At 29.6% G+C, this 14,448-nt stretch carries 18 protein-coding genes; all 18 read left to right on the top strand.

Going from position 1 to position 14,448, the window contains the following annotated elements:
- Positions 1–97: 97 nt before the first annotated feature.
- The 18 genes from DW911_RS09955 to DW911_RS09870 all read left to right on the top strand — a co-directional run bounded on the left by DW911_RS09955 (position 98) and on the right by DW911_RS09870 (position 14,364).
- A complete protein-coding gene (locus tag DW911_RS09955) occupies positions 98–655 on the top strand; it encodes an NUDIX hydrolase (RefSeq protein WP_118607766.1) in 558 nt (185 codons plus the stop codon).
- Between the two features lie 20 nt (positions 656–675).
- Positions 676–1,686: an aldo/keto reductase gene (locus DW911_RS09950; protein WP_118607765.1), complete on the top strand. Its 1,011-nt coding sequence runs from the start codon at positions 676–678 to the stop codon at positions 1,684–1,686.
- A 50-nt stretch (positions 1,687–1,736) separates the two neighbouring features.
- Entirely contained in the window at positions 1,737–2,516 is a 780-nt protein-coding gene (larE, locus tag DW911_RS09945; protein WP_233541835.1) for an ATP-dependent sacrificial sulfur transferase LarE, read from the top strand.
- Positions 2,503–2,907 (top strand): DUF3842 family protein, encoded by a 405-nt coding sequence (locus DW911_RS09940; RefSeq protein ID WP_233543071.1) that lies wholly within the window; start codon positions 2,503–2,505, stop codon positions 2,905–2,907. Before larE ends, DW911_RS09940 begins: the two co-directional genes overlap by 14 nt.
- 52 nt (positions 2,908–2,959) lie before the next feature.
- Positions 2,960–3,967 (top strand): energy-coupling factor ABC transporter permease, encoded by a 1,008-nt coding sequence (locus DW911_RS09935; protein WP_118607763.1) that lies wholly within the window; start codon positions 2,960–2,962, stop codon positions 3,965–3,967.
- Entirely contained in the window at positions 3,951–4,715 is a 765-nt protein-coding gene (gene cbiQ, locus DW911_RS09930; RefSeq protein WP_118432431.1) for a cobalt ECF transporter T component CbiQ, read from the top strand. The genes DW911_RS09935 and cbiQ overlap by 17 nt, the downstream gene beginning before the upstream one ends.
- Positions 4,712–5,461, top strand: a complete 750-nt coding sequence (locus tag DW911_RS09925; protein WP_118432433.1) for an energy-coupling factor ABC transporter ATP-binding protein — start codon at positions 4,712–4,714, stop codon at positions 5,459–5,461. Before cbiQ ends, DW911_RS09925 begins: the two co-directional genes overlap by 4 nt.
- Entirely contained in the window at positions 5,424–6,164 is a 741-nt protein-coding gene (gene larB / locus DW911_RS09920; RefSeq protein ID WP_118432435.1) for a nickel pincer cofactor biosynthesis protein LarB, read from the top strand. The genes DW911_RS09925 and larB overlap by 38 nt, the downstream gene beginning before the upstream one ends.
- On the top strand, positions 6,164–7,330 hold the full coding sequence (gene larC, locus DW911_RS09915) for a nickel pincer cofactor biosynthesis protein LarC (RefSeq protein ID WP_118432437.1): 1,167 nt from the start codon (positions 6,164–6,166) through the stop codon (positions 7,328–7,330). Before larB ends, larC begins: the two co-directional genes overlap by 1 nt.
- A 90-nt stretch (positions 7,331–7,420) precedes the next feature.
- A complete protein-coding gene (locus tag DW911_RS09910; protein WP_118607762.1) occupies positions 7,421–8,389 on the top strand; it encodes an aldo/keto reductase in 969 nt (322 codons plus the stop codon).
- A 77-nt stretch (positions 8,390–8,466) separates the two neighbouring features.
- Positions 8,467–9,585, top strand: a complete 1,119-nt coding sequence (locus tag DW911_RS09905; RefSeq protein WP_118432441.1) for a cysteine desulfurase family protein — start codon at positions 8,467–8,469, stop codon at positions 9,583–9,585.
- Position 9,586: 1 nt separating this feature from the next.
- Positions 9,587–10,408, top strand: coding sequence for a tRNA lysidine(34) synthetase (locus DW911_RS09900; protein WP_118432443.1), 822 nt, complete (start codon positions 9,587–9,589; stop codon positions 10,406–10,408).
- A gap of 106 nt (positions 10,409–10,514) precedes the next feature.
- Complete coding sequence (locus tag DW911_RS09895; protein WP_118432445.1) at positions 10,515–11,153, top strand: GDSL-type esterase/lipase family protein; 639 nt, start codon at positions 10,515–10,517, stop codon at positions 11,151–11,153.
- Entirely contained in the window at positions 11,143–11,823 is a 681-nt protein-coding gene (locus DW911_RS09890; RefSeq protein WP_118432447.1) for an AzlC family ABC transporter permease, read from the top strand. Before DW911_RS09895 ends, DW911_RS09890 begins: the two co-directional genes overlap by 11 nt.
- On the top strand, positions 11,816–12,136 hold the full coding sequence (locus DW911_RS09885) for a branched-chain amino acid transporter permease (RefSeq protein ID WP_199589069.1): 321 nt from the start codon (positions 11,816–11,818) through the stop codon (positions 12,134–12,136). The genes DW911_RS09890 and DW911_RS09885 overlap by 8 nt, the downstream gene beginning before the upstream one ends.
- 128 nt (positions 12,137–12,264) lie before the next feature.
- Positions 12,265–12,630, top strand: a complete 366-nt coding sequence (locus tag DW911_RS09880; RefSeq protein WP_118432449.1) for a hypothetical protein — start codon at positions 12,265–12,267, stop codon at positions 12,628–12,630.
- An 80-nt stretch (positions 12,631–12,710) separates the two neighbouring features.
- Positions 12,711–13,583, top strand: a complete 873-nt coding sequence (locus tag DW911_RS09875) for a MurR/RpiR family transcriptional regulator (protein WP_118432451.1) — start codon at positions 12,711–12,713, stop codon at positions 13,581–13,583.
- A 13-nt stretch (positions 13,584–13,596) separates the two neighbouring features.
- Positions 13,597–14,364 (top strand): DeoR/GlpR family DNA-binding transcription regulator, encoded by a 768-nt coding sequence (locus tag DW911_RS09870; RefSeq protein WP_118432453.1) that lies wholly within the window; start codon positions 13,597–13,599, stop codon positions 14,362–14,364.
- Positions 14,365–14,448: the final 84 nt, after the last annotated feature.

The raw sequence follows: 14,448 nt of genomic DNA, 5'->3' as shown, positions 1-14,448 counted from the left end.
TCCCCTAAAGTAGACCCCCAAAGTTGAACCCCCTAAATTATTTGAATAGCCCAAATTTAACGAATAGTTATCTATTCGTTTTTTAATGGAGGTAAAAATGAAAATATATCAACAATTAAGAGAATTCAAGCCAATAAATGATCAAGAAAAGCAAGACCAAACTCAAATATTGAATGTCCTCAATTTGCCAGATGTTTTTACTAGAAAAAATACTTTGGGTCATTTTTGTGCATCGGGATGGATTTTAAATGAAACCCATGATGCTGTTTTAATGTGCTATCATCGTATTTATCAATCTTTTTCTTGGTTAGGTGGTCATAGTGATGGAAATAGTAATCTTTTAGAAGTAGCACTTAAGGAAGTAAAAGAAGAAAGTGGTTTGCAGAATATTAAAGTTCTTGATGAACATATTTTTTCATTAGAAATTTTACCTGTTTTTGGACATATCAAGCATGGTCAGTATGTTTCATCACATCTACATTATAATGTAACTTATTTATTTGAAGCATCATCGAAAGAACAACTTATTGTTAAAGAAGATGAAAACAGTGAATTAAAATGGATTAAAATTGAAGAACTTGAAAAATATGTAGAAGAAAAGTGGATGTATGAAAATGTATATTGTAAGTTGATGAAAAAAGCATTAAGATATTGATAAAATAAGGGAGAAATAAAATGGAAACAGTAAAATTAGGGAAAACAGGAATAGAAGTCAATAAAAATGGTTTTGGGGCTTTACCTGTACAAAGAGTAAATAAAGAAGAAGCAAAAGTAATATTACAAAAGGCATATCAAAATGGGATTAACTTTTTTGATAGCGCAAGAGCATACAGTGATAGTGAAGAAAAGATTGGATATGCTTTAAGTGATGTGAGAAGTCAAATCATTATTGCCACAAAAACAATGGCTACAACAGTCGAACAATTTTGGCAAGACTTAAACACAAGCTTAGCATGCTTAAAAACAGATTATATTGATATTTATCAATTTCATAATCCTTCATTTTGTCCTAAACCAGGGGATGGAACAGGGTTATATGAAGCAATGTTAGAAGCTAAAAAACAAGGAAAGATTAAACATATTGGAATCACTAATCATGGATTAAAAGTGGCTCATGAAGCAGTGGAATCAGGATTATATGAAACTTTGCAATTTCCTTTTAACTATCTAGCTAGTGAAGAAGAACATGAACTTGTAAGATTATGTAAAGAAAAAAATGTTGGTTTTATTTGTATGAAAGCTTTATCTGGGGGATTGATTACTCGTAGTGATGTCGCTTATGCCTATTTAGCTCAATATGATCATGTTTTACCAATATGGGGAATTCAAAAAGAGAGAGAATTAGATGAATTTTTATCATATCAAACACAACCACCAGTTATCAATGAGGAAATAAAGGCAGTTATCCAAAAAGATCAAGAAGAATTAGCAGGTCAATTCTGTCGAGGATGTGGCTATTGTATGCCTTGTCCTCAGGGTATTGTCATTAATCAATGTGCGTGCATGTCACTCATGTTAAGAAGAGCGCCTACATCAGGTTGGCTATCTTCAAAATGGCAAGAAGAGACGAAAAAAATTGAAAACTGTGTTCATTGTGGAAAATGTAAACAACATTGTCCATACCATTTAGATACACCAGAATTATTAAAAAAGAATTTAGAAGATTATAAAACTTTTATAAAATAAACTTGACCTCAAGTTAACTTGAGGATATAGAATTGTAGCGAGGTGATAATATGGATAAACTTGATCGATTAAAAGAAATATTAAAATCATATAAAGATATAGCTATTGCATATAGTGGTGGCTGTGATTCTAATTTTTTACTCTCTGTAGCAATAGATACATTGGGTAAGGATCATGTTTTAGCTGTCAATTGTATGGGAAGAATGATGTCTGACGAAGACCAAGATGATGTTTATCAATATTTAAAAGAGACTTGGCATGTTATTAAACCGGTTAATGTATTTGATGTTGAACAATTTCGTACTAATGATAAAAGAAGATGTTATTTTTGTAAGAAAAATGTCATGAGTCAAGTTATTAATGAAGCAAAAAAACATGGTATTTGTTATGTTGTAGATGGTCGTAATGTTGATGATGGTAATGAATACCGTCCAGGATTACAAGCCTGTAAAGAATTAGGCATATGCTCACCTTTGTATGAAGCAGGGATGACGAAAGAAGATATACGCTATTATTCAAAACAACTTCATATTCCTACATATAATAAACCTTCTAATTCTTGCTTAGCATCACGCTTTGATTATGGTACAATACTAACGAAAGAAAAATTAGATTGTGTTAATAAAGGAGAAAGTTTATTTCATCAATTAGGTATCAAACATATGAGATTAAGGGTGCAAGATGAACTTGCACGTATCGAAGTTGAAAAGCAAGACTTTGATGTTGTATTGAAACATCCTGAATTAATTGATGAATTGAAAAAATTAGGATTTCGCTTTGTTACACTAGATTTAGAAGGAATAAAGAGTGGTAGCTATGATCAAAAATGAGATATTAGTCATTGATGGACAAGGTGGAGGTCTTGGTAAAAGTATTATTGAAACAATAAAAAAGCATTTTCCAGATTGTTTTATTATTGGGGTAGGAACGAATGCGACAGCCACAAGTAGTTTAAAAAAAGGTGGTGCGGATGCTATTGCTACTGGTGAAAATGCAGTTGTTTATAATGCGAAAAAAGCATCCATTATTATTGGTCCAATAGGAATTGCGTTTGCTAATTCAATGTATGGTGAAATATCACCAATGATGGCTTATGCAGTGAATGAAAGTGAAGCTGTAAAATATTTTATTCCAATGGCTCAAAGTAAAGCTAAAATTGTGGGTGTGAAAAACCAAACAATGAATGACTATTTAAATGATTTAATTGATTTACTTAAATAATTCCAACACATGAAGTGGATGAAGAGTTTTGTAGAACTGTGGAAAGGAATTTATGAATATAATTTTAATGCATATGTCTGATGGATTAATATCCATTAACATAGGTGTCGTTTTTACTATGATTTCATTGATTATGCTTGTTTATTCAATGAAAAAAATGAAAGAAAATCAAGATGAAAAAAAGATTCCCATGATGGCAGTCATGGCAGCATTTATTTTTGCATGTCAAATGATTAATTTTACTATTCCTGGTACAGGAAGTAGTGGACATATTGGTGGGGCTATTTTATTATGTATGATTTTAGGTTATTTTCCGGCTTTTATATCATTAAGCTGTGTTTTGATTATTCAATGTTTATTATTTGGTGATGGAGGATTACTTGCTCTTGGGTGTAACATTTTCAATATGGGTGTTATACCATGCTTTATAGTCTATCCATTGATTATCAAGCCAATTTTAAAGAAAAACTATAATCCCATAACGATTGCTTTAACAAGTATTCTAGGTGTTGTTGTAGCATTAGAACTAGGTGCCTTTTCTGTTGTTTTACAAACCGTATGCTCAAAAGTTACACAATTACCATTTCATCAGTTTGTTCTTTTAATGTTACCGATTCATTTTGCTATTGGTCTTGTTGAAGGAGTCATCACATCACTTATTTGTTTATATGTTTATCGTGATAATCATCAAATTTTAACTCAAGCTTTAAATAATCAATATACATCTTCACCAGTTAAAAAGATAATGACTGTTTTTATTGCTTTAGCATTATTAGTTGGTGGGGGACTTTCTTTATATGCTTCTGGTCAACCCGATGGTTTAGAATGGTCAATATTAAATATAACAGGCAAAGAAGATATAGATAATAGTAATCAAACAAAAGATCAAATTAAACAAATCCAAAATCAAATAACAATATTACCTGATTATTCATTTAAGAATAAAGATTCGCTTTCAGGAACGACTGTATCAGGAATATTTGGTGTAGCAGCAACTTGTATGCTTGGCGGTTTAGTAGGATATGTAGTATTAAAAAAGAAAAATGAAAAAAATCACTAATGCTTTATTACAAGTCAATCATTTAGAAGAAATGGTTGACTTTGATTCATTTATTCATAGATTACATCCTTTTATTAAACTTATTACAACATTTATATATATTGTATGTGTAATAACAAGTCATAGTATTGTTGAACTATTAGTTTATTGTTTGATTTTGTTTATGTTTATTTTTTTATCTCATATATCAGCTTTGTTTTTTATAAAAAAAAGTATCGTTGCTTTACCTTTTTCATTGTGTATTGGATTATCTGATCTATTGATGATGAGGGAACACGTTGTTTTTTTTCATCTTGTTTTAACAACTGGGTTTATAGCCATGATTGCAGTGATGTTAAAAACATTTTTATCAGTGTTGATTGTTTTTTTATTGATTGCGACTACTGGTTTTGAAAGCATTGTAAGAGAATTACTAAGATTAAAGATGCCGGTGTTATTTGTTATGATTTTACTGATGACTTATCGTTATTTGTTTTTATTGGTTGATGAATCTAATGAGATGTCACGTGCTTATATGCTTAGAAATCCAGGTAAAAAAGGAATTGAATTAAAGGATATGGGAAGTTTTTTAGGTAGTCTGTTATTACGCAGTTTTCAAAGAAGTCAAGAAGTGTATCAGTGTATGCAAATAAGAGGATTTGATTTAAAAAATCAAGTTTATGATTATGAAAGAGTAAACAGTGAAGATTATTTTTTAATGATGTTTATTATAGGCTTATTTATAATGATAAAGGTGGTGTTTATATGATTTCATTTCAACATGTAAGTGTTGATTATACACAAGGAGTTCATGCACTTGATGATGTCAATTTGAATATTAATAAGCAAAAATGTATAGGAATTATTGGTGAAAATGGATCAGGGAAGTCAACATTATTATTATCATTATTAAATCTAGTTGAATATGATGGAAAAATAGAATTAGATAATGAAAATATTTTAAAGAATATAAAACAAGTAAGAGAAAAGATAGGATTAGTATTTCAAAATCCAGATCATCAATTGTTTATGTCTACAGTTTATCAAGATATTGCTTTTGGTTTAAAAAATAAAGGTTATGATAAACAAGACATTAATGAAGCTGTTTTTGATATAGCACGTAAGTTAAATATTGAAGAGTTATTAAAAAGAAATCCTGCTCATTTATCAGGTGGACAAAAAAGAGTTGTTTCACTAGCAACTGTATTGGTGATGCAACCGGATATTATTTTAATGGATGAACCATCATCATTTCTAGATTCTAAAAGCAGAAGATTACTTATTGAAGTGATGTCTTCATTGTCGCAACAAATTATTTTTGCGACCCATGATTTAGATATGGCTTTAGATATTTGTGATGAAATTATACTATTAAATAAAGGAAAGGTTATAAAGCAAGCTCCAACATTAGAAATATTACAAGATAAGGTTTTATTAGAAAGATATGGTTTAGAGCTTCCTTTGAGGTTACAAGCATATGAAAGTAATAGATATTCTACAACAAGTCAAAGATAATCAATTAACAATAGAAGAAGCTAAACAGTTAATAGAAAATCCTATTGACTATGCAAATATTGATTATAATCGAGAAAAAAGAACAGGTGTACCTGAAGTTATTTATGGAGCTGGGAAAACAGCTGCTCAAATTGCCGGCATTATTCAAAATATGTTCGATCATCAAGCTATGCATATTTTAGTTACAAAAGTAAATCAAGAAAAATACGAAATATTAAAAAATCAATTTCCTGAATTTATATATGATCAAGATGCTAAAACATTTATCTATCAAAAACAAGAATTTGAAAAGAATAAAGGAAGAATTGCAGTTGTTTGTGCCGGAACATCTGATCTTCCTGTTGCAAAAGAAGCGGTGAATGTGGCGCGTTTTTTAGGAAATGATGTTGATTTCGTTTGTGATGTAGGTGTTGCTGGAATTCATCGTTTATTCAATAAAATGGATGTTATTAAACAAGCACAGGTTATTGTTGTCGTTGCTGGTATGGAAGGTGCTTTAGCTTCTGTTATTGGTGGATTAACAGATAAACCGATTATTGCTGTTCCAACTTCAGTAGGATATGGCGCAAACTTTCAAGGATTATCAGCTTTACTAGCTATGTTAAATAGTTGTGCTAGTGGGATGAGTGTTGTCAATATTGATAATGGATTTGGTGCTGGTTATATGGCACATACAATTAATTGTATTGGAGGCAAGAAATAATGAAAGCTTTATATTTTGATTGTCAAAGTGGTATTAGTGGAAATATGACATTAGGGGCATTATTAGAAATAACAAAAGATGAAAATTATTTAAGACAAGAATTAGATAAATTACATGTAGATGGTTATTATATCACGATTAACAAAACAGTAAAAAATGGAATCAGTGGGACATATGTAGATGTTATTTTAGAAAATCATGAACATCATCATGATCATCACCATCATGAACATCGTAATTTACATGATATTAATCATATTATTGATCAAAGTGAATTAGATGAAAAGGTAAAAGATTTAGCTAAAAGAATCTTTTTAAGAGTTGCTAAGGCAGAAAGTAAAGTTCATCAAAAATCATTAGATGAAATTCATTTTCATGAAGTTGGTGCGATAGATAGTATTGTAGATATTGTAGGATGTGCTATTTTAATTCAACAAATTAATCCTGATGTTATTTATAGTAGTGTGGTTCATGATGGATACGGTTATGTCGAATGCGCTCATGGGACAATTCCGGTTCCAGTACCCGCAACGAGTGAAATTTTTACGGATCCTAAGGTAAAAATGAAACAAGTTGATATTGAAGGTGAGATGGTTACACCAACAGGGGCTGCAATTATTAGTGAACTTGCAGAAAGTTTTGGAACAATGCCAACAATGAATGTTTCACAAATTGGTTGGGGTTGTGGAACAAAAGACTTTAAAATCCCTAATGTCTTAAAAGTAAGTTTAGGTGAAACAGAAGCACAAAATGAAGATGTCATTGTATTAGAATGTAATATAGATGATATTTCCGGAGAAGTATTAGGTTACACAATGGAATGTTTATTTGAACATGGCGCATTAGATGTTTTTTATACACCTATTTATATGAAAAAAAATAGACCTGCTTATCGTTTAAGCGTGATTTTAAAAGAAAATGATTTAAAAGAAATTCAAAATATTATTTTTAAAGAAACATCTACTATTGGTGTACGCTATCGCCATGAATCAAGAACCATTTTAAAACGTGAATTATCAACTATAGAAACACCATACGGTTTATTGAAAGTAAAAAAAGTATATAACGATCATCAGGAGTATATTTATCCTGAATATGAAAGTGCTAAACAATTAGCTAAAGATCATCACCTTGCATTAAAAGATATCTATCACTTAGTTAAATAGTTTTATAAGATTTACTTATTATTTGAATAAGTAATGAAAATTGTTTGTTAAAGCATGAAAGCATACAATAATAGACGAGGAGGAGATAGAATGGAATATGTTAATTTAGGTAGAACAGGATTAAAGGTGTCAAAAGTTTGTTTAGGAACGATGTCTTTTGGTACCAGCCAAAGAGGCGGAATCCCTGGTAAAGTGGATGAAGAACACGCTATTGAAATTATTAAACATGCCCTTGATTTAGGAATTAACTTCTTTGATACTGCAAATTATTATGCTTTAGGAGAAGGCGAAGAAATATTAGGAAAAGCTTTGAAGAAGTATGCAAATCGTGATGATGTTGTCATTGCAACAAAACTCTATTACCCAATGCATGGTGGTGCTAATGCCAAGGGATTATCAAGAAAAGCAATTTTTGCAGAAGTTGAGAATTCGTTAAAAAGATTACAAACAGATTACATAGATTTATACATTATTCATCGTTTTGATTATACAACACCAATAGAAGAAACTATGGAAGCACTTAATGATTTGGTAAGAATGGGAAAAGTACGCTATATTGGTGCAAGTGCGATGTATGCATGGCAATTTGAAAAAGCCAATGCTATTGCAAAAGCTCATGGATGGGCACAATTTGTATCTATGCAAAATATGATTAACCTTGTATATCGTGAAGAAGAAAAAGAAATGATCCCAATGTGTCAATATAATCAAATTGCGCTTACACCATTTTCTCCACTTGCTCACGGTGTTTTCAATAAACCTTATAATGCTAAAAGAGTAGACAACTGTGGAAAATTACAAAATGATTATATCTTAGAACATGATCAAGAAATTATTAAAAGAACTTACGAAATAGCAAAAAAACATCATAAATCAGCGAGTCAAATAGCATTAGCTTGGCTTTATTCTAAACCTTATATTACTTCACCTTTAGTTGGTGGCTCTAAGACAAAATATTTGGATGAAGCAATAGAAGCTATGGATATCGTATTAACTCCAGAAGAAATTAAGTATTTAGAAGAACCTTACGTACCACATGTACAATATGGATTTAGATAGGACTTTTTAAGTCCTTTTTTTATTTGACATTATAAGATAAAGCCTATAATATGAGTAGGAAAAGAGAGGTCAAATAAATGATATATTTAGATTATGCGGCTCATTGTCCGGTTGAAAAGGAAGTTTTGGATGTCTATTATCAAGCGTCTTTAAAATATTTTGCTAATCCTAATGCAATGCATACATTAGGCTTACAAGCTCAAGAAAAGATTGATCAAACAACGAAAGAAATAGCAAAAAAACTTAATGTTTTGCCAGAAGAAATTATTTATACTTCGGGAGCAAGTGAAGCAAATAATTTGGCGATAAAAGGAACTTTAGAAAGATATAAACATCGTGGTAAACATATTTTGATTTCTGCACTTGAACATAATTCTATTTTATCAAGTGCTACTAAAATGCAAGAATATGGATTTGAGGTTGAAATTATTCCTATCAATAAAGATGGGAGAGTTGATTTAGAGCGATTAGTTTCGTTGATTCGTAAAGATACTATTTTGGTTAGTGTGTGTGGAGTAGATAGTGAATTAGGAATTAGACAGCCTATTGAAGAAATTGCTGCCATTTTAAAAAATTATCCGTATTGTTTTTTTCATTGTGATGCTTCGCAAGCTATAGGTAAAGTAAGTATTGATTTTAGCAATGTTGATTTAGTAACAATTGCGCCTCATAAGTTTTATGGATTATTGTCTACAGGATTATTGATTAAGAAAAAAAGAGTAGGGTTAAAAAGTCAAATAGATGGAGGTAAATCCACAACGACATTTAGAAGTGGGACACCAGATTTATGTGCTATTCTTTCTATTAATAAGGCACTGGAAATAGCGTTAATCAATCAAGATGAAAGAGTAAAACATGTAAGAAAATTAAATCAATTATTAAGGACACAACTTAGTCAATACAAAGAAGTGATGATTAATAGTACAGATTACTCTATTGATCATGTTTTAAATATATCTTTGATGAATATCAAAGCGACAGATTTTGTTAGGATGTTAGATCAACATCAGGTATACTTATCTTCAAAAACATCTTGTTGTCCTACCCAAACACCATCTAAAATGGTGTATGCTTTAACTCAGGATCGTAAACGATCTTTATCTTCATTTAGAATAAGTCTTTCACATTTAACGAGTGAAGATGAAATAAAAGAGTTTTTAACAATTTTTGATCAATGCTACAAGGAGTGTTTATAATATGGAAAAATATGAAGAAATAGAAAGAACAATCATTAAAACATATCGTAAAGAAATATGGTCTAAATTTATTAAAGCGATTAAAAATTATGAATTGATTCAAGAAAATGATAAAATTATGGTTTGCATTAGCGGGGGAAAAGATTCATTTTTAATGGCAAAGTGTATTCAAGAATTACAACGTCATGGACGTGTTCCTTTTGAGGCTCATTATGTTGTTATGGATCCAGGATATAATGAGTATAATCGAGATTTTATTGAAGATAATGCAGAACTACTTCATGTGCCTATTGAAATATTTGAAAGTGATATTTTTGATGTTGTTGCTTCAGTTGACAAGAGTCCTTGTTATTTATGCGCAAAAATGAGAAGAGGATATTTATATAGTAAGGCACAAGAACTAGGATGTAATAAAATTGCTTTAGGTCATCATTTTGATGATGTTATTGAAACAACATTGCTATCGATGTTTTATGGTTCTGAAATTAAAACAATGATGCCTAAATTACATAGTGATCATTTTGAAGGTATTGATTTAATTAGACCACTTTATTTAGTTAAAGAAGAATCTATTATTTCTTGGCGTAAATATAACGACTTAACATTTATTAATTGTGCATGTCGTTTTAGTGAAGGATGTTCTTTAATAAATGATGGTACAAGTAAACGAAAAGAAATGAAAGAACTTATAAAAAATATGAAAAAAATAAATCCTAATATTGATCAGAATATTTTTACTGCATTAAATAATGTTAATTTAAATTGTGTGCTTGGAACTAAAGTCAAAGGTCAATATCACAGTTTTTTAGAAGATTATGATTAGAATTCAAGATATCTCGTCTTGAATTTTTTATTTTTATGTAAAATAAACCTAGTAATTCTATATGAAATAGGGTAAAATAAGAAAAAATTGAGAGGGAGTGCAATAAATGAAAAGAATCTTATGTTTTGGAGACTCAAATACATGGGGATATAATCCTATTAAACAGTCTCGTTATCCAAGTGGGATACGTTGGACAACATTATTACACCAATATGGATTAAACAAAAAAACGCAAGTGATTGAAGAGGGATTGTGTGGAAGAACAACTGTGTTTAATGAGGAAAATCGAATAACAAGAGCAGGAAGTGCTGTTTTACCGGTTTTATTAGAATCGCATGCACCTTTAGATTTAGTTGTTATTATGTTAGGAACAAATGATTGTAAGAAATGTTTTCAAACTAATCAAGATACAATTAGTCAAGGAATTGAAGTTTTATTAAAACAAATAAGAGACTTTTCTAATACTGTTAAGATTCTCCTTGTTTCACCAATTACACTAGGTGATGACGTCTATCTTCATGATTTAGCTTTTGATCAACATTCTATAAGATTGTCTTATCAATTAAAAAAGGCCTATCAAAATATTGCTTATAAATGGGATATAGATTTTTTAGCTGCAAGTGATTTTGCTAATGCAGGAGATGATGATTATGAACATTTAAATGAACAAGGACATCGTTTATTAGGAAAAGCATTAGCCTATAAAATTCAAAGTATATTAGAGGATAATAAAGATGTTAGATAAAAAAATTATAAAAACTGCTTTTAAAAAATCAATTCCTATTATGTGTAGTTATCTGTTTATTGCTTTTGCTTATGGATTAATGATGAAAAAAGCTGGATTTGCTTGGTATGTTGCCTTTTTTATTAGTTTTTTTGTATATACAGGTGCTTTTCAATTTGTTCTGATTCCCTTTTTAACAAGTCATGTTTCCTTGCTTACGTTGGCTATTACTGCATTATTGATGAATAGTCGTCAAACATTTTATAGTTTAACGTTTATTCATGATTTTAAGAAGATGGGCATAAAAAAATGGTATATGATACATACTTTGACGGATGAAACTTATGCTGTTAATTGTACTTTAGACGAGGATAATAAAGATGCAGTGATGTTTTATGTTGCTTTATTTTCAAGAATATATTGGTTGTTTGGAACGATTGTTGGCAGTGTTGCTGGTAGTTTGATTCCTATTGATTTAAAGGGAATTGATTTTTGTATGACAGCACTTTTTGTTATTATTTTTATGGATCAATGGACTCAGACAAAAGATCACTTTCCTGCTTTATCAGGAGTCATTATTGCTTTTATATGCTTATTGATTTTTAGCAGTCAACAATTTATGCTACCTTCATTAATTATTGTTTCATTGTTGTTATTATTAAATCAAGGAAAGGAAACGAAAAATGGATAGATATATATTTTTAGTCATTGTTATTTCAACAATCATTACTTTCTTTTTAAGGGCTTTTCCTTTTTTGTTTTTTAATGAACAAAGAAAAATGCCAGCATGGTTAGATCGATTGGGACAACGTTTACCGGCGAGTATTATGGCTATTTTAATTATTTATTGTTTAAAAGATTTGAAAACATCTTTTTTGCCATTAGGGATACCAAGTTTTATTGCCATTATTGTTGTTGTGATGACATATCACATTAAAAGAAATACATTATTAAGTATTACATTATCTACATTAACCTATATGATTCTATTAAACTTGTTTTAATTCATTAACAAATTATAGAGCGATTATACTTTAAATTTGTTAATGACATTTACAAATGATACCTTTATATTTACATCTTATGTTTTTAAGATTATCTTATGTATGTATTAAGAAAGAAGGAATCAAATATGAAAACAAAAGAAGAAATTATTAATGAATCAAAGGAATCTTATGAAAAGAATTTTAGAAGTGACAATGATTTTCATCATCAAGAAGAAGGTAAAGATATCGTTTTAGACAAAGAAAAATTAACTCAAGATATTAATAAACAAAAAGAAAATGAAGAAAAGAGACATGAATCATTAGAAGTTTTAAAAGATAAATTAACAGTAGAAGCTGAAGATAAATTTGAAGAAACATTTGGGAAAGAAGAAAATCATAGTCAGTCACATGAAAAAATGACTACTGATCAAATGTATGAACATTTACAAGAAGAAAAACAACATCAAATGGAAATGGCTAAAGAATTAAAAAATGAAGAATTAAATAAATAACAAAAGTTCTTCCAAAGGCAATGACTTCAGGAAGAACTTTTTGTATACTTAAAATATGATAAAAGAGGTGAGATGATAATATGCTTATTATTCATAAAATAGAAAAAACACATTTTTCATCAAGTGAAGCGGTCATTGTTCAATATATTTTAGATCAAGGAGATAAAATAAAAGATATGACGGTTGCTAAAATAGCTCAAGCAACTTATACTTCACCACCACTACTTATTCGTATTGCTAAAAAATTGGGATATTCAGGATGGAATGAATTCAAAGAAGCTTATCTTAAAGAATTGAGTTATATGTATGCAACGAGTGATATTGATGCCAGCATTCCTTTTGTGTTAGGCGATGATTATATGACAATAGCAAAAAATATAGCTTTATTACAGCAGGAAACATTACAAGATACATTATCGTTATTAAGTCATGATGCACTTTATCAAGCAATGAAGTATTTAAGAGAGTGCAAAACGATTGATTTATATGGTGTTTCTTTAGCTATGTTACAAGCAGAGGATTTTGCAGAGAAGATGTTTTGCATTGATAAATCTGTAAAGATTTGTCATTTAACAGGAGCAGCACAAAGACAAGCCATTATGTCAGATCAAACTCATTGTGCCATTTTAATTTCATATTCTGGACAAACTTCTTTCATTATTAAAGTAGCTAAAATATTAAGACAAAAAGGAGTTCCTATTATTGCTATTACTTCAATTGCCGACAATGAATTATCTAAGTTGGCTCAAGTTACTTTACCTATTTCATCTAGAGAAATGTTACATACTAAGATTGGTGAGTTTGCTTCAACCCAATCCATTAAATATATTCTAGATACTTTGTATGGATGTATTTTTTCATTGGATTATCAAAATAATCTAGATAGAAGAATTGAAATTGCTAAAGAAATAGATGATAAAGTATCAGGGTATGAGTTCATAAACGAAAAATAGAAAGGATGATATAATGCTACCACAGGAAAGACATGATCAAATTATTGCTAGATTAAATATAGAAGGACAGGTTAAAGTAAAAGAATTGGCGTACGATTTTAAAGTGACAGAGGATTGTATACGTAAAGATTTAGCGATGCTAGAAAAAGCAGGTTTATTAAAAAGAATTCATGGTGGCGCAACGCAAGTAAGAAAGAATTTGCATATTTTTAATGTAAATGAACGAATATCAGTACGCTTACCTGAAAAAAAACAAATTGCTAATAAAGCTATTGATTTAATAGAATCAGGAACGATGATATATTTAGGTATTTCTACCGTCAATTTAGAAATTGCTAAATTAATCTATCAAAAAAATTTAAATATCACAGTAGTAACAAATATGATTGACATTATGCAAATTTTTACCCATGGTGATTGTAAAGCAAAACTAATATTTATTGGTGGCTCATTTAATCGGGCAAGAGATGGTTTTTTAGGCGCATTAGTGATCGAACAAATTCAAAAATATCGTTTTGATCTTGCTTTTTTAGGGGCTGTTGGTATTAATATTCATGATGGTAAAGTGACAACCTATGATGTAGAAGATGGTATTACTAAAAAAGAAGTCATCAATTCAAGTAAAAAATGTTATGTTGTAGCTGAATCGGCTAAACTTAATTTAGATGGTAATTATGTTTATGCACATCTAAGTGATTTTAGTGGATATATATGTGAAAAAACTTTAAATGATAGTATTAATAATAAAATAAGAGAATATGGCATAGAAATCATTGATTGATTTCTATTTTTTTAATAAAAAACAATAAAATAATTATTGATAATTATTGAATATAGCCGTATAATAGCGATGTAATAATAAAAA

The organism is Erysipelatoclostridium sp. AM42-17 (genome assembly GCF_003480255.1).
Taxonomy (GTDB): Bacteria; Bacillota_I; Bacilli_A; order Erysipelotrichales; family Coprobacillaceae; genus Faecalibacillus.
This window is presented reverse-complemented; position numbering and strand designations above follow the sequence as displayed.

Excerpts from the sequence above, each read along its gene's own strand:
- cbiQ (WP_118432431.1), top strand. The coding sequence starts at position 3,951 with ATGAAAAAAATCACTAATGCTTTATTACAAGTCAATCATTTAGAAGAA.
- DW911_RS09885 (WP_199589069.1), top strand. The coding sequence starts at position 11,816 with ATGGATAGATATATATTTTTAGTCATTGTTATTTCAACAATCATTACT.
- DW911_RS09890 (WP_118432447.1), top strand. The coding sequence starts at position 11,143 with ATGTTAGATAAAAAAATTATAAAAACTGCTTTTAAAAAATCAATTCCT.
- larE (WP_233541835.1), top strand. The coding sequence starts at position 1,737 with ATGGATAAACTTGATCGATTAAAAGAAATATTAAAATCATATAAAGAT.
- DW911_RS09940 (WP_233543071.1), top strand. The coding sequence starts at position 2,503 with ATGATCAAAAATGAGATATTAGTCATTGATGGACAAGGTGGAGGTCTT.
- larB (WP_118432435.1), top strand. The coding sequence starts at position 5,424 with ATGAAAGTAATAGATATTCTACAACAAGTCAAAGATAATCAATTAACA.
- DW911_RS09955 (WP_118607766.1), top strand. The coding sequence starts at position 98 with ATGAAAATATATCAACAATTAAGAGAATTCAAGCCAATAAATGATCAA.
- DW911_RS09880 (WP_118432449.1), top strand. The coding sequence starts at position 12,265 with ATGAAAACAAAAGAAGAAATTATTAATGAATCAAAGGAATCTTATGAA.
- DW911_RS09935 (WP_118607763.1), top strand. The coding sequence starts at position 2,960 with ATGAATATAATTTTAATGCATATGTCTGATGGATTAATATCCATTAAC.
- DW911_RS09900 (WP_118432443.1), top strand. The coding sequence starts at position 9,587 with ATGGAAAAATATGAAGAAATAGAAAGAACAATCATTAAAACATATCGT.
- larC (WP_118432437.1), top strand. The coding sequence starts at position 6,164 with ATGAAAGCTTTATATTTTGATTGTCAAAGTGGTATTAGTGGAAATATG.
- DW911_RS09905 (WP_118432441.1), top strand. The coding sequence starts at position 8,467 with ATGATATATTTAGATTATGCGGCTCATTGTCCGGTTGAAAAGGAAGTT.
- DW911_RS09925 (WP_118432433.1), top strand. The coding sequence starts at position 4,712 with ATGATTTCATTTCAACATGTAAGTGTTGATTATACACAAGGAGTTCAT.
- DW911_RS09910 (WP_118607762.1), top strand. The coding sequence starts at position 7,421 with ATGGAATATGTTAATTTAGGTAGAACAGGATTAAAGGTGTCAAAAGTT.
- DW911_RS09895 (WP_118432445.1), top strand. The coding sequence starts at position 10,515 with ATGAAAAGAATCTTATGTTTTGGAGACTCAAATACATGGGGATATAAT.
- DW911_RS09870 (WP_118432453.1), top strand. The coding sequence starts at position 13,597 with ATGCTACCACAGGAAAGACATGATCAAATTATTGCTAGATTAAATATA.
- DW911_RS09875 (WP_118432451.1), top strand. The coding sequence starts at position 12,711 with ATGCTTATTATTCATAAAATAGAAAAAACACATTTTTCATCAAGTGAA.
- DW911_RS09950 (WP_118607765.1), top strand. The coding sequence starts at position 676 with ATGGAAACAGTAAAATTAGGGAAAACAGGAATAGAAGTCAATAAAAAT.